The sequence below is a fragment of the Bradyrhizobium sp. CCBAU 45394 genome (assembly GCF_028128655.1).
GTDB lineage: Bacteria > Pseudomonadota > Alphaproteobacteria > Rhizobiales > Xanthobacteraceae > Bradyrhizobium > Bradyrhizobium diazoefficiens.
This window is the reverse complement of sequence record NZ_LBIX01000009.1, coordinates 121762-145024: the sequence shown is the minus strand read 5'-3', so window position 1 is coordinate 145024 and position 23263 is coordinate 121762. Positions and strand designations below refer to the sequence as shown.

The following is a 23263-nucleotide window of genomic DNA, read 5'->3' as shown; positions in this document are numbered from 1 at the left end:
CATCCCGCTTTACGACAGCGCCCCGAGCACGCCGCGCGTGGCCTTGTCGATCTCCTCGACATAGCGGCGGCGGGCGAAATTCTCGGTGAGGAAGCCGACCACCTTGCGGCTGTCGGTGGAATCGACCACCGCCAGCATCTCGGCTTCCGCCTCGTCGAACACCGCCATCGCCGACTTCACGTTCATTTCCGGGATCAGCACGATGTCGATCAGGCGGGCGAGCTCGATCACCTGGATGTCGTCGGCGATGGTGTCGAGGTCGCTGGAGAACAGATCGGGCAGCAGGACGAGGCCGATATACTCGTCAGCATTGTTGACGATGACGACTCCCGGCCGCGAACCCAGCACGAATTCGCGGCGTACGGCGGCGATCGTCGTGGTCGACGGCACCTTGCCGACGTCGGAGCGCATCAGCCGCTCGACTGTCAGGTTGCGCAGCCAGCCGACGTCGTTGGCGCTGCGGATGGTCTCGCCGCGCAGATGCAGACGCCAGGTCGAGAAGGAGTGGCCGAACATGAAGCGGACGCAGATCGAGGTGACGATGCAGCCGGCCAGCACCACGGCGGTGACGTCGACATTGCGGGTCATCTCGAGCACGAGGAACGACATCGTCAGGGGACCGCCGACGATGGCGACGCCGAGCGTCGCCATGCCCGTCAGCATCGCCACCAGCGGATCGATCACGAAGTTCGGACTGATCAGCAACAGCACCGCGGAGAAGAACTTTCCGATCAGGCTGCCGACGAACAGCGAAGCGAAGAACAGGCCGCCGCGGAAGCCCGAGGCGAGCGAGATCAGGCAGGCCGTCACCTTCAGGGCGATGATCAGCGCGATCAGGCCGATCGTCATGTCGTGAAAGAGATCGAGCACCATGGCGCCGTGGCCGGCCGCCAGCACCTGCGGCGTGACGATGGCAAAGCCGCCGACGACGAGGCCGCCCATCACCGGACGCAGCCAGACCGGCAGCCAGGCGAACAGGCGCTCGAACATCGGCGAGGAGCGCATCACGGCGATGCCGACGCCGCTGGTGATGAGGGCGAGACCGATCAGTGCCAGGTACTGCTCGACGCCGACGGCGCTGACCTTCGGTATCTCCAGCGAATACGGCGCGCCGCCGAGCCATTGCGCGGTCAGCGCACCTGCGAGCGAGGCCGCCAGGATCGGGGCGGCGCTGCCGACCGAATAGACGCCGACGATCAGCTCGCAGGCGTAGAAGGCGCCGGTGATCGGCGCGCCGAACGCCGCGGCGATCGCGGCGGCCGCACCGCAGCCGACCATCAGGCGCAGATCGTTGCGGCGCAGATTGAAGAACTTGCCGAGCAGCGAGGCGATGCCGGAGCCGATCTGCGTATAGCCGGCCTCGAGGCCGACCGAGGCGCCGCAGCCGTTGGAGATCAGCGTCTGGCTCGACACCACCAGGCTGTCGCGCATCGACAGATTGCCGCCGCGCAGCGCATTGGCCTCGATCGGGTCGACCGCGCTGGAGATCTTCATCCGCCGCCGCGACCATTCCATGATGCCGAGCGCCAATCCGCCGAGCGCAGGCGCGATCAGCGCCGCCCAGGGGCTGACCCTGGCGTTGGCCGACAGGCGGACGTCGACGGGAATGCCGTAGATGACCATATGGGCAATCTGCGCGATCTCGGCCATCAGCGTCACGATGGCGCCGGCCAGCGTGCCGATCACCAGTGCGAGCGGGATCAGGTAGAACTCGTTGCTGCGCAAGAGCGCGCGCAGGCGAACCATGAGGCGGTTCGATCCCTTGCGATCGGCGAGATGTCTGATCCGCACGAACACCTTCTGCCCGCCCTACCCTTCCGACATGCCGTAGCCGGACATGCGCTGGCGCACGCGTTCGATCTCAGCGCTAGAGAGCAGCGGCGGTTTCCCGATCTGGAGGCAGCCGTGATATTGCCGCGCCAGGGTCTCGACCTCGACAGCGAGCCACATCGCCTTGTCCAGCGTCTTGCCGATCGCGATCATGCCGTGATGGTCGAGCAGGCAGGCAAGCCGCCCCTCCAGCGCCCGCACCGCATGTTCGGACAGTTCCTCCGTTCCGAACGTGGCATAGGACGCGCAGCGGATGCTGTCGCCGCCTGCGGCCGCAATCATGTAGTGCACCGGCGGGATCTCCATGCCCATGATCGCCAGGATGGTGCAATAGGTCGGATGGGCATGGACCACGGCGCCGACGTCGGGCCGGGCCTTCAGGATGTCGCGGTGGAAGCGCCACTCGCTGGACGGCTTCTGATCGGGCGCGTGCGAGCCGTCCATCGCCATGAACACGATCTGGTCCGGCGTCATGGCCTCATAGGGCACGCTGGTCGGCGTGACCAGCAGCCCGTCCACATGCCGGACGCTGATATTGCCTGATGTGCCCTGGTTGATGCCGAGCGCATTCATGCGGCGGCAGGCGTCGATGATGGCCTGTCTCTTGGCGAGCTCGTCCACGGTCATCGACATCCCGATTTCATCTCGACTTCTTGGCGATGGGCGTTTGTCAGACCGGAAGTACGTCAAAGCAATATGGCAGCGCAAGCGAAAGCGACCGGACCGCCTGTCGTCTCGCCGGCCGGTCCGGCGCGGCACGAAATAGACCGTGAAATCAACGGATTAACGGATCGTCGCAACCCTACGGCAGGCTCGCCCGGACGGCCGCGATGCCGTTGATCACGAACTGCACGGAATAGGCGGCGAGCAGCATGCCGAGCACGCGCGAAAGCACGGCATTTCCGGTGCGCCCGAGGGTGCGGGCGATCAGGCTCGCGGACAGAAAGCACAGGATGCAGAGCAGGCACACCGAGAGGACGACCGCGATGATGATCGCGAGCCGCGCCCCGTAGCCGGCATCGCCCGTCAACAGCAATGTGGTCGCAATCGCACCGGGACCGGCCATCATGGGGATCGCCAGCGGAAACACCGCGACATCGGACGCGTGCTCCGAGGTCGCCTTGTCGGCCTCGCGGGCCTCGCGATGCGGGCGGTCGCCGAAGATCATCTGGTAGGAGACGCCGAACAGCAGCAGCCCGCCGGCGATCTGGAACGCGGGGATGCCGATCCCGAGCTGGCGCAACAGCCAGTTTCCGACCAGCGCGATCACCACCAGGATCGAGGCGGCGATCAGCGGCGCGCGCAGCGCGATCGTGCGCTTGACCGTGTCGGGCATGCCCCCGGTCGCGGCCAGGAAGGCCGGCGCAAGGCCGACGGGATCGACCACCAGCAGCAGCGTCACGAAGGCGGACAGGGCGAAGTCGAGCATGCGGCTGGGTCTCGCGCGAGGTGGGGCCGCAATCCATAACGGCTCGACGCGGCCTTCGCGAGGAACATTTGCCCTCGCAGAGTCTTGGTCGCGCGAGGATTGAGGAGGGCCTCGCCTTCCCGTGTCGCCTCAAGAGGAGGATTTATGGCCAAACGAGCAAAGAAACGTGCGAACGCGAAAAAGTCCGCGGCGCGCCGCCCGCGTCAGGCGCCGAAGATGTTGAGCGACCTGTTTCTGGAGACGCTGAAGGACATCTATTACGCCGAGAACAAGATCATCAAGACGCTGCCGAAGATGGCGAAGGCGGCTCACTCCAAGCAGCTGTCCGCCGCCTTCAACAAGCATCTGCGCGAGACGCAGGGCCAGGTCAAACGCCTTGACCAGATCTTCAAGATGCTGGGCAAGCCCGCGCGCGGCAAGCCCTGCGAGGCGATCAACGGCATCACCGACGAGGGCGCCGGGATCATGAAGGATTTCAAGAACGCCCCCGCCCTCGACGCCGGCCTGCTCGCCGCGGCGCAAGCCGTCGAGCACTACGAGATCTCCCGCTACGGCACGCTGCGCACCTGGGCCGAGGAGCTCGGCATGCCGGACGCCGCCAGGCTGCTCCAGGCGACGCTCGATGAGGAAGAGGCGACCGATCACACCCTGACCGAGCTCGCCACCTCCGTGATCAACCTCGAAGCGGAAGAAGAATACCGCGCCGCCGCCTGATCGGCGCGCCCCGGCCCAACTGTTGCCTACGACGCCGCGGAACATCTCCGCGGCGTCGCAGCGACTGATTGCAAGGGCCTCCTCGGGTTCGAGGGGACAGGCATGCTCCAAACGCGCGATGCTGGAATTTTGGGGAACCGTCCCCATATCCTCGTTTTCCAACCGCAGCGCCTTCCCCGAGTTTTGCCATGCAACCCAAAAATCCCCTCGACTGGATGCTGTCCGAAGCCCTGGACTCGCTGACCCGCGCCGAACGGCTGCGGCAGCAGTTCGGCCGCCAGGAAGCCTGCTGGGAGCCGCCGATCGACGTGCTCGAAACCGAGCATGAGCTTTTGATCCTGGTCGCGCTTCCCGGCGTCAATCCCGACAATGTCGAGACGGTGATCCATGACGGCGCGCTCGTCATCTCCGGCCAGCGCACCCTTCCGCCGGAGCTTCGCAACGCCCGCATCCACCGGCTCGAGCTGCCGCAGGGGCGTTTTGAGCGCCGCATTGCATTGCCCCTTGGCCGCTACGCCATCAGCCGCTTCGTGATGGACGGCTGCGTCGCGCTGCGCCTCGCCAAATCCTGAGGTCGATCATGGCCACCGAACAGATGAATAACGCACAGACCAATTCCACCGAGTCCGACGTGAAGATCCCCGACGACGCACTGATCATCATCCCCGTGCGCGAGATGGTGCTGTTTCCCGGCGCCATCGCGCCGATCGCGATCGCGCGGCCGAAGTCCGTCGCCGCCGCGCAGCAGGCGCTGCGCGAGCAGCGGCCGGTCGGCATCGTCCTGCAACGCAGCCCGGAGACCGAAGAGCCGGGGCCGGACGATCTCTATCGGGTCGCGACCATCGCCAACATCGTGCGCTACATCACCGCGCCCGACGGCACCCACCACATCGTCTGCCAGGGCGTGCAGCGCGCGCGCATCCTCGACTTCCTGCCGGGGACGCCGTTCCCGGCCGCGCGGATCCAGCAGATTCCGGAGCCGACCACGACCTCGCCCGAGATCGAGGCGCGCGCGCTGAATTTGCAGCGCCAGGCGATCGAGGCGATCGAGCTGCTGCCGCAGGCGCCGCCCGAGCTGGTCGCGATGTTCCAGAGCACCACCGCGCCCGGCGCGCTGGCGGACCTGGCGACGTCGTTCATGGACATCAAGCCGCAGGACAAGCAGGAAGTGCTGGAGACCATCGACCTCTCCTTGCGGGTCGAGAAGGTGTCGAAGCACCTGGCGGAGCGGCTGGAGGTGCTGCGCATCTCCAACGAGATCGGCCAGAAGACCCGCGCCAGCTTCGACGAGCGGCAGCGCGAGGCGATCCTGCGCGAGCAGATGGCGACCATCCAGCGCCAGCTCGGCGAAGGCGACGGCAAGGCGGCCGAGGTCGCCGAGCTGAACGCTGCCATCGCCCAGGCCAAGATGCCGCCGGAGGCCGAGGCGCACGCCAAAAAGGAGCTGCGCCGCTACGAGCGCATGCCCGAGGCCGCCGGCGAAGCCGGCATGGTCCGCACCTACCTCGACTGGCTGATCGAGCTGCCCTGGGCGCTGCCCGCGGAGAAGCCGATCGACATCAAGGAGGCGCGCCGCATCCTGGATGCCGATCATTTCGGCCTGGAGAAGATCAAGAGCCGGATCATCGAATATCTGGCGGTGCGCAAGCTCGCCCCGCAGGGCAAGGCGCCGATCCTGTGCTTCGTCGGCCCGCCCGGCGTCGGCAAGACCTCGCTCGGCCAGTCCATCGCACGCGCGATGGATCGCCCTTTCGTGCGCGTCAGCCTCGGCGGCGTGCATGACGAGGCCGAGATCCGCGGTCACCGGCGCACCTATATCGGCGCGCTGCCCGGCAACATCATCCAGGGCATCAAGAAGGCCGGTAGCCGGAATTGCGTCATGATGCTGGACGAGATCGACAAGATGGGCCGTGGGGTGCAGGGCGATCCTTCCGCCGCCATGCTGGAGGTGCTCGACCCCGAGCAGAACGGGACATTCCGGGACAATTACCTGGGCGTGCCCTTCGACCTGTCGCGCGTTGTCTTCATCGCGACCGCCAACATGCTGGACCAGATTCCGGGTCCGCTGCTGGACCGCATGGAGCTGATCAGCCTCGCCGGTTACACCGAGGACGAGAAGCTGGAGATCGCGAAGCGCTATCTGGTGCGGCGGCAGCTCGAGGCCAACGGCCTGACGGCCGAGCAGGCCGAGATCGAGCCGGACGCGCTGAAGCTGATCGTCAAGGGCTACACCCGCGAGGCCGGCGTGCGTAACCTCGAGCGCGAGATCGGCAAGGTGTTCCGCCATGCTGCGGTGCAGGTCGCCGAAGGCTCGGCTGCGAAGGTCGTTGTGACGGTGAAGGACATCGCCACCGTGCTCGGCCAGCCGCGCTTCGAAGGCGAGATCGCGCAACGCACCAGCATCCCGGGCGTAGCCACCGGCCTTGCCTGGACGCCGGTCGGCGGCGACATCCTGTTCATCGAGGCCTCGCGCGTGCCGGGCCGCGGCGGGATGATCCTGACCGGCCAGCTCGGCGACGTCATGCGCGAGAGCGTGCAGGCGGCGATGACGCTGGTGAAGAGCAGAGCCAGCCAGCTCGGCATCGATCCGCAGCTGTTCGAGAAAAGCGACATCCACGTTCACGTCCCGGCGGGCGCAACCCCGAAGGACGGACCGAGCGCGGGGGTCGCGATGTACACGGCGCTGACGTCACTGCTCACCAATCGCACGGTGCGCAGCGACACCGCGATGACCGGCGAGATCTCGCTGCGCGGCCTGGTGCTGCCGGTCGGCGGCATCAAGGAGAAGGTGGTGGCCGCGGCCGCCGCCGGCTTGAAGCGGGTGATGCTGCCGGCGCGCAACAAGCGGGACTACGACGACATCCCGAAGAGCGCGCGGGACAACCTCGAATTCATCTGGCTGGAGCGCGTCGACGAGGCCATCGCCGCAGCGCTCGAGCCGACCGAGGCCAAGGTCGAAGCGGCGGAGTGAATGCGATGAAGAAACTGCTGGAAAGAGCAAAGAGATCGCGCAAGACGCAGCGGCTGCGCCAGCTGCTCGATCGCGCCATCGACGGAGTTCGCGATGCGCTGGCGGGACCCGAGCCGCGGCTTCAGCCGGTCCCGGTCCGGGTCAAGCGCCGCAAAGGCTGACCCCCTCCGTTTCAGCCCTTGCGGTCGTCGAACATCAAAGGCCCCCTCTTTTCGAGGGGGCCTTTGCTTTATCAGGCCACGGCGTCCTTGGCAGCCTTGACCGGGCGAGCGCGGACGATCTTCCGGGCCGGCTTGGCCTTGAACATCATCTCCTCACCCGTGAACGGGTTGGTGCCCTTGCGTGCCTTGGTCGCGGGCTTCTTGATGACCACGAACTTGGCGAAGCCCGGCACCAGGAACAGGCCGTTCTTCTTGAGCTCCTTGTGACCGACGTCGGTCAGCGTCTCCATGACGCTCTTGACGTCGCGCTTGGAAAGCTCGGTGGCGGTCGCAATCTTTTCGATCAACTGCGATTTGGACATTTGGGCTGGCATCGTGTCTCCTCTGATTCGTTGCCGGTTGCATATTAGACCAACCGGCGAAGGCCTAGAGCCTTCTGCACAGTTATGTCGCGATTTTACGGGCTTTTTTGGCCCCCTGTGGCAAAAAACCCTGCTTTTTAGCTACTTCCGGAGCCGGAGGAGCCTCGGGCAGCGGATTTTACCTTGTTTCAAAGGCCCGCACGCAGCCTTGCTAAAGCTGATTCGCTGCTTTCGACAAGCGACGACCGGCCTCTTTGTGCAAGGAGGGGTGCGTTTCACCCTAGAAAATAAGGGTCGGATTGCACCGCAGCCGCTCCCTCTCCCCGTTTTTGCGGGGAGAACTGAGGAGGCGTCGGCTAGACGCGCTCGATAATGATGGCGGGCGCCATGCCGCCGGCGGCACACATGGTGACGAGGCCGCGCTTCAGGTCGCGCCGCTCGAGCTCGTCGAGCACGGTGCCGATCAGGATCGAGCCGGTCGCGCCGATGGGATGGCCGAGCGCGATCGAGCCGCCATTGACGTTGACCTTGGCGCGGTCGAGCTTGAGGTCGCGGATGTATTTTTCCGCGACCACCGCGAAGGCCTCGTTGATCTCGAACAGGTCGATGTCGTCGATGGTGAGCCCCGCCTTCGCCAGCACCTTGCGCGTCGCCGGCACCGGCGCGTTCAGCATCAAGGTCGGCGAGTCCCCCATGTTCGCCATCGCCACCACGCGGGCGCGGGCTTTAAGGCCATGCGCCTTGGCGTAGGCCGGCGAGGCCAGGAGGATCGCGGCGGCACCGTCGACGACGCCGGATGAATTGCCGGCGTGGTGCACGAAGTCGATGTTCAGATCCGGATATTTCTGCAGGATCAGGCCGCGATAGGTCGTGCCCTTGTCGTCGAGCACATAATCCGCGATCGCGGGAAATGCGGGCTTCAGCGCGCTCAGGCCTTCCATCGTGGTCTGCGGCCGCGGATACTCTTCGTGGTCGAGCGCGAGGCTGCCGTCCTCGCGATGAACCGGCACGAGGCTCTTCTTGAAGTGCCCGTTCGCGGTCGCATGCGCGGCGCGCTTCTGGCTCTCCAGCCCGAGCGCGTCGACGTCCCGTCGCGTGATGCCTTCCATGGTCGCGATCGCATCGGCGCAGACGCCCTGATGCGACTGCGGATGCCGCGCACGCAGGCGCAGATTGCCGCCGTCCATCATCATCGGACCGCCGCCGCGGCGTCCCTCCATCGACATCATCTCGCAACCGCCGGCGATGACGAGGTCTTCGGCGCCCGCCATGATCGAGGATGCCGCCATGTTGACGCTGGTGATGCCGCTTCCGCAGAAGCGGTCGAGCGTCACCGCGCTGGCGCGCACGTCGTAGCCGGCATCGAGCGCCGACATCCGGCCGAGATCGCCGCTTTGTGTTGCGACCTGCGCGCTGCAGCCCCAGACGATGTCGTCGACGTCGGCGGTATTGATGCCGGTGCGATCGGCGAGCGCGCGCAGCACGGTTGCGCCGAGTTGCTGCGGATGAATGCCCGAGAGCGCTCCCTTGCCGGCCTTGCCGACGCCCCGCGGTGTCCGGCAGGTATCGATGATCAGCGCGTCAGCCATTGGCGTTGTCCTCTTGTTATGAGTGTTGAGAGGCGTTGTGAATCAGGGGGAGAGTTGAGTCAATGCGCGGTGCCTCCCCTTCGCCTCTCCCCGCTTGCGGGGAGAGGCCGGATTTTACGCGTAGCGGAAAATCCGGGTGAGGGGGAGCTTCGGCAAGGACGGTGACAGATGGACTCGCGGAGAGTCCCCCTCACCCGGAATTTGCTGCCGCAAATTCCGGCCTCTCCCCGCACGCGGGGAGAGGCGAAGGCACCGAGACCGCAGCTACACCCCCGCCGCGTTCCTCGCGATCACGTTGCGGTAGTAGTTCGCGCTGAGCTTTGGCGTACGGACCTGGGTGTCGAAATTGACGTGATAGAGCCCGAAGCGCTTGCTGAGCCCGAACACCCATTCAAAGTTGTCCATCAGGCTCCAGAGGAAATAGCCGCGCACCGGCACGCCTTCGGCGGTTGCGCGCTGGAGCTGGGCGAGATAGTTGCGCAGGTACATGATGCGGTCGGTGTCGTAGATCTTGCCGTCTGGCGTCACCACGTCGTCACCGGAGGTGCCGTTCTCGCTGATGTAGATCGCATCCGTCTTCCAGATCTTGGCCGCCAGCTTCGGCACCCAGTAGATCGTCTCCGGCGCGACGCGGAGCCAGTCCGAGTTCATGTGCGGAAAGGATTTCGGGATCGGCAGCGGCATGAAGCCGGCGCCCTGGTCGGACGGCACCACATAGTTCTGCGGCGCGTAGATGTTGAGACCGAGGAAGTCGACCGGCGAGGAGATGATCTTCAGCTCCGCGTCGGTGTATTTCGGCGCATTGGCGCCGGCGTATTTCAGGAAGGCCTCGGTGTAGCTGCCGGTCATGATGACGTTGAGATAACCCGCGTTCATCTCGCGTAGCGCGATCTCGGCGGCGCGGACATGCTCGGGCGTGTCGATCGCGGGAACGCAGACGTCGATGTTCTCGGCCGGCCCGATCCTGGTGCCGCGGCGGCCATGGGCGCGCACCGCCTGCACCGCGAGCCCATGCGCGAGCGCGCTGTTGTGCCTGACCTGGTTGACCTCTCCTTGCGGAAGCGTCACGCCGGGCGCATCGATGCCGAGCCCATAGCCGAACTGCACGAAGCGGCCGCTCTCGTTCAGCGTGAACACGTTCTTGACGCGGTCGGTCAGACGCTCGGCGACATAGGCGGCATAGTCGCCGAAGATCTTGCAGGTCTCCGTCGAGCGCCAGCCGCCGAAGCGGTCCTGGAGCGATTGCGGCAGGTCCCAATGATAGAGCGTCATCCACGGCTCGATGCCGTTCTTGAGCAGCTCGTCGACCAGGCGATTGTAGAAGTCGAGGCCCCCGGGGTTCGGCTTGCCGTCGCCGTCGGGAAACACCCGCGGCCATGCGATCGAGAAGCGGTAGGCCTTGCAGCCAAGCTCCTTGATGAGCGCGATATCCTCCTTGTAGCGGTGATAGTGCTCGTTGGCGCGATCCCCGGTCGAGCCGTCCTCGATCTTGCCGGGGATGCGGACGAACCTGTCCCAGATCGAGGCCCCTCGCCCGCCCTCGTTGACGGCGCCCTCGACCTGGTAGGACGAGGTCGCCGTGCCCCAGAGAAAGCCTTCCGGAAAGCCGCTGTCGCGCGAGGCCGCGGCCGCCGGCTTGGCGTCGGCGCCGTCCAGAGGGTTTGCGATTGCCGCCGCGGACAATCCCGCCAGCGCGGCAAACTGGCGACGCGAGACCTTGTCCGACATGTGATGCTGCCCCCGGGATGATGCTGGTGCGGCGGCACAATGACCGGTCGCGGGCGGTTTGAGAAGCGAGCTTTGAGGAAGGCCGGATGCAGAATTGCGCCGCCCGGGGTCGCGACATAAGGATGCGGGCGACCCGGCCGGCCGGCGAAGCGCTCCCGCGATCAGCGCGAGCGCTTGGGAAGCTTTGGAAGCTTGCGGGGATTGAACGCAGGGAGCTGTCCGGCTTGTTCAGGCGCCGCCGGCTTCTGTTCCGTCAGAATGAGCGTTCCATGGAGGATCATTCCCGGCACTTGTTGCGCCGTCGCCGTGTAGGTCGCGATCTTGCCGGGGCAGTGTCCCTCGATGTCCAGCGTGAGTTCATCATCGACGCCGAAGACCGTCGCACGTCCATCGGTATGACGTTTCGTCAACACGGTTGCGGTGAAGCGATCGCCGTCGACCTGGCAGGAGCCGTGATACGTCATCAGGCTGTCACGGCCCCAAATCTGGCCGTCTGCGACATGGACGATACCGGTCCCCTGATCGAGGGGCGTCTTGTACCACGCCGTGTAGGTGCCATCCTTCAGCATGGGAGCAGTCTCCCCTCGTAGTCCCCCGCAAACAATCCGCATGATTAGCGCTAAGAAAGCGTTAATCGCGCGGCCCGTGCCAATCCGGTCGGTCCCTGCGCAGCTCGGCTTCAAGATCCTCGATGATGCTATGAAGCAGACACGCGGCAAGCGGGTCGGTCACTTCCCGTTCCAGATGCCGATAACGCGCGATCCGGGATTCCTGCTCTCTCAACTGGTGCTCTGTCATCAGACGGGCCCTCCGGCAAACCGACGCGCAGACAACCAGACAGTTTCGTTAAAATTTTCGGATCATTTGCCATGGTTTCCGGTCAGTTAAGAGCGACTCGGCGTCAGGCTTTACCCGCGCGCGGCATGCGGCAGTCAGAGCCAAAGACGCACGCCGGTCATGTCCCCGCTCCCTCACCTGCCCGGCCGGCCAACGCGCGGCTGACCAAACGGTCGGCCGCCCCCATGAGGGCGGCCGCATAGGACGGCTCGCTGGCTGTCGGGCTCGGCAGGATGGCCTCCGCCCTGTTGTTGAACATCGCGCCGCTGCGGCCATCGAGGTCGCGCGACACCAATAGCGGGACCAGCCGCGCGGCGTATGTATCCGGCTCGATCATCATGAAGCTGGTCAGCCATTCCACGACGGCGACAAGCGCGCGCGACCCGAGCAGATTGGCGCGGATGTTGGTCCTGACGAAGCCGGGGTTGAGGCCGAAGACATCGACGTCGGGAAAACGCCTGGCGGCCTGAAGGACAAGCACCTCGTTTCCGGACACGGTGTTCGAGTGTGCGGAGAAGCGCCTGTAACCTTGTTCCGAGTTGAGGTCGTCGACATCGGCCTTCTGCTCTGTGCCCGGAAATCCCATGACGAAGATGCGGGGCCTCAGGTCGGTCCTCGTCCGGTCCTTGCCGATACGCGGTGCGATCTCGTTCAGGATGACGAGGCGGCTCAAATAGCTGACGGCAAGATCGCGTTCGATGCCTTCGGGTGTCACCTCGCGTTTGGGGCCGGCCATGATGCCGGTCGTGAAGACGACGATGTCGATGTTTCCGGCGGGCAGCTCGGCGCCGATCCGCCTCGCATCCCGCATCGAGCTCAAATTGGCCCTCAAGAACGTGATGCGCGGCACCTCCTGATCGCGGAAAGTCTGACCGACGACCAGGACATTCGCGCCCTTCGCCGCAAATTGATGACTGAGCGCGCGACCGATGCCGCCGGTGCCACCGATCACCGCGACATTCAGTCCGTTGAGCCGGAGGCTTTCGAGCGGCGGCGGAGTGACATTCTGGCTCTTGTCCAATTCCACGCGTTTCATTGCAGGTCTGCCTTCCGCAAGCATTGATGAAGAACAGCCGCCGCACCACGAATGCGGTGCAGGATCGATGACTCAGACGGCCGCAATCGCGTCCAATGCGGGATAGTCGGTGTACCCGCGGGCGGTGCCGCCGAAGAACGTCGTGCGATCGGCCTCGTTCAGGAGCGCGCCGGATTTCAGGCGCGCGATGAAATCGGGATTTGCCAGGATCATCTGGCCATATGCTTCCAGATCGGCCAGTCCCGCAGCGACGTCGGAGCCGATGCGATCGCGCGGACGCCCCGGCCTGTTCACGATCAGCTTGCCGCGCCACAGCCTGCGCAGATCGGCCAGAAGGCGCTCGTCGCCCTGATGCATGATGTGAAGGTAGGCGAGCGAGAGCTTGTCGAGCTCGCCGACCAGATGGCGATAAAGATCCGGTCCTTCGGCGCCTTCATCGATGCCCCACATCGTGATGCCAGGCGACAGGCGGATCGCCGTCCTGTCCGCGCCGATCTCCCCGGCGATGGCGGTGGCCACCTCGATGGCGAAACGTGCGCGATTTTCGATGGAGCCGCCATATGCGTCGGTTCTTGTGTTCGCGCTCGGCGCAATGAACTGCTGCACCAGATATCCATTGGCGCCATGGATCTCGACGCCGTCAGCCCCCGCCGCAATGGCGTGGCGCGCGGCGTCGCGGAAGTCGGCGACGGTCCGGCGCACGTCATCGGTCGCGAGCGACCGCGGCTGCGGGATATCCTGCATGCCCTTCGGCGTGAAGATCGGCGTATCAGGCGCGATCGCGGACGGGGCCACACCCTGCCGGTGATGCGGCGTGTTATCTGGATGCGACATGCGTCCGGCATGCATGAGCTGGATGAAGATATGGCCGCCCTTGCCGTGGACGGCGTCCGTAACCTTGCGCCAGCCGGCGACATGTGCGGGCGTGTAGATGCCCGGCGTTGTCATGTAGCCCTGCCCGTCATCGGATGGCTGCGTACCCTCGGTGACGATCAGTCCAACCCCGGCGCGCTGCGCGTAATATTCGGCGGCGAGGCCGCCGGGAACGCCATCGGCATCGGCGCGCGACCGCGTCATAGGCGCCATGACCAAGCGGTTCGAAAGCTCAAGTCCACCGATGCGGACGGGACTGAATAGCGAGTTCATGGCGGGTTCCTTCTCGAAGACGACTGAGAAGGGAGATGGACCCTCCACCTAATGGAATAAATACCGTATAATGGATCAGATTGATCCATATATGGGATAATGACATGGAGCTGTTGAACGACATGGCGCTCTTCGTGGAGGTCGTGAAGGCCAGGAGTTTCCGAGGCGCAGCCGCGACGCTCGACATGCCCAACTCGACCCTGTCGCGACGGATCAGCCTGCTCGAGAAGGAAATCGGGTTGCGCCTGCTGAACCGGACGACGCGCAGGGTCGAATTGACCGAAGCCGGCCAGCTCTATTTCGAGCGCTGCAAGCGCATCGTCGACGAGGCGCGACTGGCGCACGAGCAACTCGGCGAGATGCTGGCGCGGCCGAGCGGACTGCTGCGCGTCTCACTGCCGGTGGACTTCGCCAACACCTATCTGGCCCCGCTGATCACCGAATTCGCGCAGCATTATCCCGGTATCGATTTCGAATTCGACCTGACGCCGCGGCGCGTCGATCTGGTTTCCGAGCCGTACGATCTGGCGATCCGCATCGGAGAATCCGCGGCGTCCCACATGATCGCACGGCCGCTCGCCCGCCTGCACGGCAATCTCTACGCCTCGCCGCGCTATCTCGAACTCAACGGCGAGCCGCGCGAACCGGCCGATCTTGCACGCCATCAATGTCTCTGTCAGACGAGGGTGAGCACATGGACGCTGCACAACGGAACGCAAACGGTCGAAGCCGAAATTGCCGGCCGTTTCCACCTCAACAGCGTTGGCATGCTCCGCCGCCTCGCGACGCTCGACATGGGCATTGCTTTCACGCCGCAGGAAATCGTCGCCGACGAAGTCGCATCCGGCCGGCTGCGCCGCATTCTACCGCAATGGCAGGGCTTGCCCATGACCATCTACGCCGTGACCGAGACCAGACTGCTCCCCGCCAAGACGCAGCGCTTCATCGAGTTTCTGCGCGAACGGCTGAGCCGGGGGTAGATCGTGCCGCTCCAACCTCCCGTCTGCAGATCGCGCGTCGAGTTCACGCTTGCGAAAGATTGAGGCCCAAGCGAATCCACGATGTCACGGCACGTCGCCGGCCTTGCGACTCCCGCCGATGCTGTGCGGCTTGTTGAGGAAGAACTCCCGATTGCCGAGAGCGGCCTCCGCGTATTGATCGATCGCGACCTGGATGGCCTCGATGTGCATCCGGCACCAACCTTCGTAGCAAGACAGGCGCCGCGCATGATCGAGCGCCTTCAGGAATTCCGGCGGCTCCTGCATGTCGGAGAAGTAGGTCGGCCTCTCCCCCTTCATGCCCGTGCCACCTCTCGCGGCGGGACAAGACGGCGCTTCTCGGCATGGACGCGCGGCGGCGTCGGCCGCCGGCGGGGAATGAAGAGGCTGGCGACGACAATCGGGTCGGTGTCACCAAGGGCGGCTCGCTCCTGGACGAGCCCGCTCATCACCGTGCGCATCTTCATGACCTCGTGGGCCACGAAAGTGCAGTCCTCGTCCCGGTTGATCTGTTCATGCATGATCGCTTCAGCCTCACGCATGCTGACACGTAACGCTCTGATAACTCTACGGATTTCACTGATGCGGTTGTCCATGGCTCGCTCCCTGGCTGGACGGCCAGCATAAGAACAAATCATGAACATCGTGTCAATCGGCCTAAGGTAGAACAGGTCGGTGCCGACACCCCATGACGAGCCTGGCGAAAGGTCGATCCGCCGAACTCAGAATGTCACCCGCATCCCCGCATAGAACGCGCGCGGCCTTGCCGGGCTCAGCGAGCGCGGGTCGGTGAATTCTGCGCCGCCATTGGTGAAGTTGGGCAAGGCTTCGCGGTCGAAGAACTGTCCGTAGGTCGCGTAACGCTTGTCGAAGATGTTGTCGACCTTGCCATAGAGCTGGATGTTCTTCGCGACCTGGTACGAGGTGTGGAGATTGAACACCGTGTAGGACGGCAGCTTCGAATACTGGTTGGACTCGTCGCCGACGAAATACTGGCTCGAGACGAACAGCGCATTGCCCCCGACTTTCCAGACGTCGGTGACGTTGTAGTCGATGCCGACCTTGACCCGGTGGCGCGGGATCGCGGGAATCTGGTCGCCGGGCAGGACCTGGATGGTCTCGGTCACGGGATCCCTGAACGGACTTTCGGAGCCGAGCTCGAAAGCGTCGAGATAGCGTGCGTCGACGAACGCATAGCTCGCCTGGAACTGGAGCGTGGGCGATTTGATGTTGACCTCGGCCTCGAGCCCCTGACGCCGCGTCCTGCCGACATTGGTGAAATAGCCGAAGCCGGTGCGCCCCACTGCGGGAACGGCGACGATGTCGTCGTAGTTGGTGGCGCGGAACGCACCGACTTTCCATCCGAGCGTACCGATGTTCAGCTCCTTGGTACCGCGGAAGCCGGCCTCCACGGTCTTGGACACGACTTGCTTCAGCGGCGGGTCCGAAACCAGAAACGCCGCGAGCAGGCAGGGCCGGACCGGGTCGGCGCAGCCGAGCTCGAGCGGCGTGGGCACGCGATTGGCCTCGGAATAGCCGGCATAGGCGGTCAGCTCGGGCGTGATCTTGTAGGTGCCGCCGATCACCGGATTGAAGCGGGTGAAGGTGTGATCGCCGTTGAGACTGGTGCCGAGCTGATCCTCCAGCGTGATGCGCGCCACGTTGAAGCGGCCGCCGCCGGTGATGGCGAGCGCATCCGTGACGTTGAACGTGTCCATCGCGTAGAGGCCGTTATATTGATTGACGGTCCGCAGCGAGACCGGACCTGCGACGGTGTCAGGTACGCCTGTCGGTCCCAGGAAGAGGCCGCTACCGCTGACGACGTAGTTTTCTCCCATCGTGCCGATCTCGGCGGTCGCATTGTAGCGCGTGACACTGGCGTCGTAGCTTGTGCCCATCACGAAGCGGTTGTCGTGCCCGAACAGTTGATCGGTGTTGGTGGCCTGCCCCGACACGCCGAAGCTGGTCGACCGTATCGAGCTGCGGTCGATCTCGCCGAGGATCGTTCCCGGCGCAAAAGGATTGGCGAGCTGCACACCGTTGGTACCGTTCGCGGGCGTGGTGTCATTGCCGAAGCAAAGCAGCGTTGGATCCGCACCGCATTCCTGCACATCGGTCGGGTTGCCGTCGACCAGCTTCTGCTCGTATCTGCGCAGATGCGCGGTGCCTTCCAGCGTCCAGGTCGGCGTCGCATCGACCTTTCCGGTGAAATTGAGATAGCCGACGCGGTTGCTTGTGGTCTGCGGCGTCGTGTAGGTCGCGCCCCAATACTTGTCGAGCAGCTCGGCCGGAACGGTGGCGCTGGCCCCGAAATCGTTCTTGGCGATGCCCATGTTGGCGTGGAATTCGCTGTCGCCGGCCTTGTAGCCGACATCGCCGTAGAAGCGACGCACGTCCGATTGGGAGAAATTGCGGAAGCCGTTGTCGTGCAGGCCTTCGAGCGCGGCGTAGACGCCGTAATTCTTGTCGACCTGCTTGCCCCATTGCGCCGAGCCCTGGATGCGGCCGAACGAGCCGCCCATGACGTCGAGCTCGGCCCCCTGATAGGTGAAGCCGTCCTTCATCTGCAGATTGAGGGCCCCGCCGAGCGCGTTGAGGCCGAAGGCGGGATTGTTGGTCACCAGCGTCACCGACCTGATCGCGGCGGTCGGGATCAGGTCCCAGTTGACCGCGTCCGAGAAGGCTTCGTTGATGCGGACGCCGTTCTGGTACACGGCAAGGCCCTGCGGCGTGCCCGTCACAGGCGAGGCAACGAAGCCGCGGAATTCGACATCCGGCTGAAACGGATTGCCGGTGACTTCGGTGATATTTACGCCGGCGATGTTGTCGCGCAGCGCGTCGGTGACGTTGAGCGAGCCGGTCCGCTTGATCTGGTTGGCATCGACGGCGTTGATGGCCGACGGAACCTTGTCGACATCGAGACCCCTGCCGGTGCCCGGCGCGGTCGGGTAGACGTAGATGCGCGTCTTGGGGCTGCTCGACGACGATGCTCCTGCTTGCGCCACCGGCCGCGACGGCACGTTGCGCCTTGTCGTCGCGGGCGGCGGCGCCGTCACCTCGACCGGCGGCAGGTTCTGAACGTTGGTCTCCTCATCCTGCGCAGCCCCGGCAGGGCCCGCAACGACCACCCCCGACAGCAGCCCTGTCGAAACCGAAGCCATCAACAAATGACGCTTGAACCAAAGACGCTTGACCATCCCAGCCTTCCCATCCGTGACCACGGGCTGTTTTGATTTTCGCCGTTTGGTCGAGACGAGTGTATTCGGCAGCAGCTCACGCGCCAGCCACAAAAGATCGGGCAATATCCGCGCCCGTTTTCCCGACCAAATCGGGAATTTTTCCCGATCAGGCCGCCGCCGTCGGCACCAGCGCCTCGACGGTCAGGCCGCCGTCGCCGGAGACGACGTTGAGCGTGCCGCCCAGCGCCAGAATCCGCTCGCGCATGCCGACGAGGCCGAAGCCGAGCTTCTGGCCTGGCTCCATGCCGCGGCCATTGTCGCTAACCCGCACCAGGGCACAGAAGCGGCCATCGCGCGTGAGCTGCTCCGCCGGCTCGATGACGACATTGACCGTGGTCGCGCCGGCATGACGGAACACGTTGGTGAGCGCTTCCTGCACGACGCGGTAGATGGTGAGGTCGGCGGTCTCTCCGGTCGCCCCGAGCCCGGACGCGATCGTGGTCTGGATCGTGACGTCGGGATGCGACTCCCGCCACAGCCGCGACAGCGATTCGAGTGCCTGGCCGAGGCCAAGCTCGGCGAGGCCGACGGGCCGCAGCCGCTCCAGCACGCGGCGGGTGAATTGCTGGAGCGCGTTGATCTGTTCCAGCATGGCGCTGCCGTGTTTTCGCACGGCGTCCGCGCTCGGCGCGCGTCCATCCGCCTGTTTCGCCAGCGCGCTGGCATGCGCGCGCAGCGAAAACAGATACGGCCCGAACTCGTCATGCAGCTCGCGCGCGATCTCCTTGCGCTCCACGTCCTGGAGCGACACCGCGCGCTCGGCGAGCCGCCGCTTGTCCTCGACCGCCTCACCGAGCGTTACCGCAAGATGGTTGAGCTTGGTGCAGATCGCGGCGAGCTCGGGCGCGCCACCCGGCGCGACGCGCGCCTCATAGTGCCCGCCCTCGAGCTCGGTCATCGCCTCCGCCAGCGACTGGAGCGGCGCCAGCGCCCGCCCGACCACCGTCATCATCACCAGGAACAGCGCGAGCGCGATCACCGAGCCGACCTCGAGCTGGGTCACGATGCCGTCCCATATCTCGGCGATCTCGTCGTCCGGATGCGAGGTGATCCGCAGCGAGCCGGGCTTGCCATGGATCGAGACGGGCACGCTGACCGCGGTCTGCTCGGGATGAACCAGGCTGACGAACCAGGCCGGCGGCCCGCGCGTGTCGTCATCGGCGTCGGGCCGGGGCGGCGTCAGCGGGTTCCCGCCGGAATCATGAAGCGCGATGCTGACATGACGCAGCCGGCTGAGATCGCGCGCGATCTGGTTCAGCCTCGCATCCGGATCGGGCGCCTCGTTCAGGTCCGCCACGATCATCTCGATGAACTCGCGCGCGAGCCGGATCACGCTCTGGTCCTCGGCCTGCACCCGCGGCCCCGCCTCCGTGACCTGGCGGCCGATGTTGACGGCGAGCCCCAGCGCCAGCAAGAGCGCCAGCAGCAGGTTGATGCGCGCGCGCAAGGATAGATTTTGCCACATTGGTGTCGCCTGTGCCTCGCGAAGCTTGGCCCGCACCTGTCCGATGACGTTGACAGAGGCGAAGCGCCCGATATCTAATCGAAAGCGTACAGCAATCCCGGCCGGGTTGCATGAGGCGACATGAGACGCGCGTGGCTCTCCTGTCGGTATCATGCGGCGCAAAACAGGCAAGTCCAGTCACAGGGAACGCGCTGTCGCGGGGAACGCCTATGCGCATTCTGATCGTCGACGATCATCCCATTGTCGCCTCCGGCTGCCGTGCCGTGCTGGCCGACGAGGGCGAGATCGAGATCCTGGAGGCCGCCGACGCCGAAGACGGCGAGTGCGTCTTCATTGTCGAGCGCCCCGACCTCTGCGTCATCGACATCAACCTGCCGACCGTCTCCGGCTTCGAGCTGGCGCGCCGCATCCTCGAGCGCGCGCCCGAGGCCCGCATCATCATGTTCAGCATGAACGACGACCCCGCTTTCGCCGCCCGCGCGATCGAATGCGGCGCCAAGGGCTACGTCTCCAAGACCGGCGACCCCGACGATCTCGTCGAGGCGATCCGCACCGTCGGAAGCGGCGGCACTTATCTTCCGAGCGCGATCGCGCGCAGCATCGCCTTCGCCGGGCCGGCACTGGCGCAAAGCCCGCTGTCCAAGCTGAACGCGCGCGAGATGGAGATCCTGCGGCTGCTCAGCGCCGGAAAGAGCCTGTCCGAGATCGCCTGGCTGGTGCAGTCGTCCTACAAGACGGTCGCCAACACCTCGTCGATCATGCGCCAGAAGCTCGGGGTCAAGACCTCGGTCGAGCTGGTGCGGCTGGCGATCGACAGCGGCGTCGCTTGACGCGCGGGCAGCCGCCACAAATTCGGTCACACAAGCGTTGCAATGTTGATGTGGTTAAGTGCCACTGGAGTTAGGGCATGACGATTCAGACTGTCTCGACCAATAAATCCTGCGGCGGCGTGCAGGGCGTATACCGCCATGCGAGCCAGGCGACCGGAACCGACATGGTGTTCTCGGTCTACGTTCCCCCGCATGCGGACGGCGCAAAGCTTCCCGTGGTCTGGTATCTGTCGGGTCTCACCTGCACGCATGCCAACGTCACCGAGAAGGGTGAATTCCGCAAGGCCTGCGCCGAGCTCGGCCTGATCTTCGTCGCGCCCGACACCTCACCGCGCGGGCCGGACGTGCCGGGCGATCCCAACAATTCCTATGATTTCGGCCTCGGGGCCGGCTTCTATGTCGACGCGACGCAGGAGCCGTTTGCGCGCAACTATCGGATGTGGAGCTATGTCACCGACGAGCTGCCGAAGCTGGTCGCCGAGAACTTTCCGGTCGATGCCAGGCGGCAGTCGGTGATGGGCCATTCGATGGGCGGCCACGGCGCGCTGACGGTGGCGCTACGCAACCCGCACCGCTATCGCGCGGCGAGCGCGTTCGCGCCGATCGTGGCGCCGTCGCAGGTGCCCTGGGGCATCAAGGCCCTGACCGGCTATCTCGGGCCCAACAAGGACAACTGGCGCAGCCACGACACCGTGGCGCTGATCGAGGATGGCGCGAAATACTCGGGCTTCCTGGTCGATGTCGGCGATGCCGACAACTTCCTGAAGGAGCAGCTCAAGCCGGAGCTGCTGCAAGCCGCCTGCAGCAAAGCGAGCATCCCGCTGACGCTGCGGCGGCAGGCGGGCTACGACCACAGCTATTATTTCATCTCGACGTTCATGGGCGATCATCTCAACTGGCATGCGGAGAGATTGAACGGGTGAGCTCGCTTTCTCCTCCCCCTCTCCCCGCACGCGGGGAGAGGCGAAGATCTCATGGCTTGCCGTAATTCGGCGCCAGCAACCGGTTGCGGATCAGATAGCTCATCGTGCGGGTCCAGGATTCGTCGGTGTTGCCGCGCATGTCGGCGCTCGCCACCGTGATCATGTTGCCGGTCTTCACGTCGCGCAGGTAGATGTTGAGGTTGATGATCAGGTTCGAGACCTTCTGCACCATGCCGGTGATCTCCAGGTCGGCACCCAGCTGCCCGGCGAGCTTGAGGTCGCAGCCGCCGCAGGCCTGTAAGTTGGCGTGACGGGCGGCGTCCCTGACCGGCGCGATGTCGAGCACCTGGAACCGGCCTGAATCAGCCAGCTCCTTCCGCAGCTGCTCGCTGATGTGATCCAGCCGTACCAGCTCGGGCTTGGAGCCGTAGAACTCGCCGGGCAGGCTGGTGTCGATCAGCTCGAAGTCGAACACGGCGAGCTTCGGCGGATCGGCGAGCGCGACTGAGCCCGTCAACAGCAAAGCGGCGAAACATAGCAGCGCTCGCATGATCGTGATTCCGCCGCCTCGCGTCGCGAGGACGAAATGCGGGGTTGCATGCCCTGACAAATCGGTCATGCTTTAACAGAGACAATTCTCCATCGGCGGTCAAGCCGGGGAGAACGCCTGGAGGAAACATGATCCGATGGTTGGTCGGCCTGATCGGCTTAGGTCTTGCTGCGACGAGCGCGTTCGCGGCCGACCCTGTCATGATCGGCGTCGGCTATCTCGGACTCGCCGGCACCAGATCGACGCTGTCGCTGGTCGAGCAGCCCGCGGAGAATGACGGCGTCGCCGGCGCACGCCTCGCCATCGAGGACAACAACACCACCGGAAAATTCCTGGGCCAGCGCTTTGCGCTGGAAGAGCGCCGCATCAGGGAAGGCGAGGACGCGGTGCCGGCCGCGACCGCGCTCGCAGAGAAGAACGGCTTCATCATCGCCGATCTGCCGGCGGATGCGCTGCTGAAAGTGGCCGACGCCCTGCGCGAGCGCGGCACGCTGCTGTTCAACGCCGGGGCGATCGACGAGCGGCTGCGCGAGGCCGATTGCCGCGCCAATGTCATCCACACCGCGCCGACGCGCGCGATGCTGGCAGACGCGCTCGGCCAGTATCTGGTGTGGAAGCAGTGGAAGCGCTGGCTGCTCGTGGTCGGCTCGCGTGACGAGGACAAGCTGTTCGCCGATGCGCTGAGGCGCACGGCCACACGATTCGGCGCCAAGATCGTGCAGGAGCGCACCTTTGAAGATGCCGGCGGAGCGCGCCGCACCGACTCGGGCGTGACGCTGATCCAGCGCCAGATGCCGGTGTTCACGCAGCAGGCCCCTAGCTACGACGTGCTGGTCGCCGCCGACGAGAGCGAGGTGTTCGGCGCCTATCTGCCCTACCGCACCTGGGATCCGCGGCCCGTCGCCGGCTCGGCGGGCCTCGTGCCGCGCAGCTGGGACGCCGCGCAGGACCAGTGGGGCGCAATCCAGATGCAGAACCGCTTCATCAAGCTGAACTCGCGGCGGATGACGGCGCTCGACATGCAAGCGTGGACGGCTGTGCGGATGATCGGCGAAGCCACCTCGCGCACCAATTCCGGCGATGTGAAAAAGGTCGCAGATTTCATCAAGGGGCCGGATTTTTCGGTCGCCGCCTTCAAGGGCACGCGGCTGACGCTGCGCGACTGGAATCTCCAGCTGCGCCAGCCGATCCTGCTGGTCGACGGCCGCATGGTGGTGTCGGTGTCGCCGCAGGAAGGTTTTCTGCACCAGGTCTCCGAGCTCGATACGCTCGGCTACGACCGTCCGGAGAGCAAATGCAAATTGAAGTGAGCGATGTGATGAGATCGAGCCCTCGCCGCAACGACGCTGCGCCCCCTCTCCCGCTTGCGGGGGAGGGTTGGGGTGGGGGTGTCTCCGCGCACGAGAGCCCCCAAGAGGAGCGAGCCCCCACCCGCATCGCATCTATCGATGCGAT

General features: G+C 65.2%; 23 protein-coding genes. 8 read left to right on the top strand and 15 right to left on the bottom strand.

Annotated features, from left to right (window positions below; genetic code table 11):
• Positions 1–9: 9 nt before the first annotated feature.
• From WN73_RS06800 to WN73_RS06790, 3 genes are all read right to left on the bottom strand, one after another.
• Entirely contained in the window at positions 10–1797 is a 1788-nt protein-coding gene (locus WN73_RS06800) for a chloride channel protein (protein WP_011088910.1), read from the bottom strand.
• 12 nt (positions 1798–1809) lie between these two features.
• Positions 1810–2463 carry a class II aldolase/adducin family protein gene (locus WN73_RS06795; protein WP_271552144.1) on the bottom strand — a complete coding sequence of 218 codons (654 nt, stop codon included), beginning with the start codon at positions 2461–2463 and terminating at the stop codon, positions 1810–1812.
• 169 nt (positions 2464–2632) lie between these two features.
• Positions 2633–3259: a MarC family protein gene (locus WN73_RS06790; RefSeq protein ID WP_271552143.1), complete on the bottom strand. Its 627-nt coding sequence runs from the start codon at positions 3257–3259 to the stop codon at positions 2633–2635.
• Between the two features lie 144 nt (positions 3260–3403).
• Between WN73_RS06790 and WN73_RS06785 the strand changes: the two genes are divergently transcribed.
• The 4 genes from WN73_RS06785 to WN73_RS06770 all read left to right on the top strand — a co-directional run bounded on the left by WN73_RS06785 (position 3404) and on the right by WN73_RS06770 (position 7105).
• The gene (locus tag WN73_RS06785; RefSeq protein WP_097532440.1) at positions 3404–3973 is read left to right on the top strand and encodes a YciE/YciF ferroxidase family protein; all 570 of its coding nucleotides are present in this window, start codon (positions 3404–3406) and stop codon (positions 3971–3973) included.
• Positions 3974–4161: 188 nt separating this feature from the next.
• The gene (locus WN73_RS06780; RefSeq protein ID WP_011088914.1) at positions 4162–4545 is read left to right on the top strand and encodes an Hsp20/alpha crystallin family protein; all 384 of its coding nucleotides are present in this window, start codon (positions 4162–4164) and stop codon (positions 4543–4545) included.
• An 8-nt stretch (positions 4546–4553) separates the two neighbouring features.
• Positions 4554–6944: an endopeptidase La gene (lon, locus tag WN73_RS06775; protein ID WP_271552142.1), complete on the top strand. Its 2391-nt coding sequence runs from the start codon at positions 4554–4556 to the stop codon at positions 6942–6944.
• Between the two features lie 5 nt (positions 6945–6949).
• A complete protein-coding gene (locus WN73_RS06770) occupies positions 6950–7105 on the top strand; it encodes a hypothetical protein (RefSeq protein ID WP_192816599.1) in 156 nt (51 codons plus the stop codon).
• Positions 7106–7176: 71 nt separating this feature from the next.
• Here WN73_RS06770 and WN73_RS06765 read toward each other — a convergent pair whose 3' ends face one another.
• The 7 genes from WN73_RS06765 to WN73_RS06735 all read right to left on the bottom strand — a co-directional run bounded on the left by WN73_RS06765 (position 7177) and on the right by WN73_RS06735 (position 13803).
• Positions 7177–7479, bottom strand: coding sequence for an HU family DNA-binding protein (locus WN73_RS06765; protein WP_008139488.1), 303 nt, complete (start codon positions 7477–7479; stop codon positions 7177–7179).
• Positions 7480–7823: 344 nt separating this feature from the next.
• The gene (locus WN73_RS06760; protein ID WP_271552141.1) at positions 7824–9056 is read right to left on the bottom strand and encodes an acetyl-CoA C-acetyltransferase; all 1233 of its coding nucleotides are present in this window, start codon (positions 9054–9056) and stop codon (positions 7824–7826) included.
• A gap of 264 nt (positions 9057–9320) precedes the next feature.
• Positions 9321–10784 (bottom strand): GH1 family beta-glucosidase, encoded by a 1464-nt coding sequence (locus tag WN73_RS06755; RefSeq protein WP_271552140.1) that lies wholly within the window; start codon positions 10782–10784, stop codon positions 9321–9323.
• Between the two features lie 161 nt (positions 10785–10945).
• On the bottom strand, positions 10946–11353 hold the full coding sequence (locus WN73_RS06750) for a hypothetical protein (protein ID WP_271552139.1): 408 nt from the start codon (positions 11351–11353) through the stop codon (positions 10946–10948).
• Between the two features lie 61 nt (positions 11354–11414).
• Positions 11415–11582: a hypothetical protein gene (locus tag WN73_RS06745; RefSeq protein WP_165448169.1), complete on the bottom strand. Its 168-nt coding sequence runs from the start codon at positions 11580–11582 to the stop codon at positions 11415–11417.
• A gap of 157 nt (positions 11583–11739) precedes the next feature.
• Positions 11740–12657, bottom strand: a complete 918-nt coding sequence (locus WN73_RS06740; protein WP_271552138.1) for an SDR family NAD(P)-dependent oxidoreductase — start codon at positions 12655–12657, stop codon at positions 11740–11742.
• A 72-nt stretch (positions 12658–12729) separates the two neighbouring features.
• Entirely contained in the window at positions 12730–13803 is a 1074-nt protein-coding gene (locus WN73_RS06735) for an alkene reductase (protein ID WP_028174386.1), read from the bottom strand.
• 104 nt (positions 13804–13907) lie between these two features.
• Between WN73_RS06735 and WN73_RS06730 the strand changes: the two genes are divergently transcribed.
• Positions 13908–14783 (top strand): LysR family transcriptional regulator, encoded by an 876-nt coding sequence (locus WN73_RS06730; RefSeq protein ID WP_271552137.1) that lies wholly within the window; start codon positions 13908–13910, stop codon positions 14781–14783.
• A gap of 84 nt (positions 14784–14867) precedes the next feature.
• On the opposite strand, the gene WN73_RS06725 is transcribed toward WN73_RS06730, so the two are convergent.
• The 4 genes from WN73_RS06725 to WN73_RS06710 all read right to left on the bottom strand — a co-directional run bounded on the left by WN73_RS06725 (position 14868) and on the right by WN73_RS06710 (position 19505).
• Positions 14868–15101, bottom strand: coding sequence for a hypothetical protein (locus WN73_RS06725; protein ID WP_027546492.1), 234 nt, complete (start codon positions 15099–15101; stop codon positions 14868–14870).
• Complete coding sequence (locus WN73_RS06720; RefSeq protein ID WP_028174385.1) at positions 15098–15397, bottom strand: hypothetical protein; 300 nt, start codon at positions 15395–15397, stop codon at positions 15098–15100. The genes WN73_RS06725 and WN73_RS06720 overlap by 4 nt, the downstream gene beginning before the upstream one ends.
• A 126-nt stretch (positions 15398–15523) precedes the next feature.
• The gene (locus WN73_RS06715) at positions 15524–17998 is read right to left on the bottom strand and encodes a TonB-dependent receptor (protein ID WP_271552136.1); all 2475 of its coding nucleotides are present in this window, start codon (positions 17996–17998) and stop codon (positions 15524–15526) included.
• Between the two features lie 148 nt (positions 17999–18146).
• Positions 18147–19505, bottom strand: coding sequence for a histidine kinase (locus WN73_RS06710; RefSeq protein ID WP_271552135.1), 1359 nt, complete (start codon positions 19503–19505; stop codon positions 18147–18149).
• 209 nt (positions 19506–19714) lie between these two features.
• Here WN73_RS06710 and WN73_RS06705 point away from each other — a divergent pair, with 209 nt between their 5' ends.
• Together WN73_RS06705 and fghA are read left to right on the top strand one after the other, a co-directional pair.
• Positions 19715–20335 carry a response regulator gene (locus WN73_RS06705; RefSeq protein WP_027546488.1) on the top strand — a complete coding sequence of 207 codons (621 nt, stop codon included), beginning with the start codon at positions 19715–19717 and terminating at the stop codon, positions 20333–20335.
• Positions 20336–20412: 77 nt separating this feature from the next.
• The gene (fghA, locus tag WN73_RS06700; protein WP_271552134.1) at positions 20413–21258 is read left to right on the top strand and encodes an S-formylglutathione hydrolase; all 846 of its coding nucleotides are present in this window, start codon (positions 20413–20415) and stop codon (positions 21256–21258) included.
• A gap of 49 nt (positions 21259–21307) precedes the next feature.
• Here the strand turns inward: fghA and WN73_RS06695 are convergent, their stop codons facing one another.
• Positions 21308–21877: a DUF3280 domain-containing protein gene (locus WN73_RS06695; protein ID WP_271552133.1), complete on the bottom strand. Its 570-nt coding sequence runs from the start codon at positions 21875–21877 to the stop codon at positions 21308–21310.
• Between the two features lie 59 nt (positions 21878–21936).
• On the opposite strand from WN73_RS06695, the gene WN73_RS06690 reads away from it, so the two are divergent.
• Entirely contained in the window at positions 21937–23118 is a 1182-nt protein-coding gene (locus WN73_RS06690) for an ABC transporter substrate-binding protein (RefSeq protein WP_271552132.1), read from the top strand.
• Positions 23119–23263 lie beyond the last annotated feature (145 nt).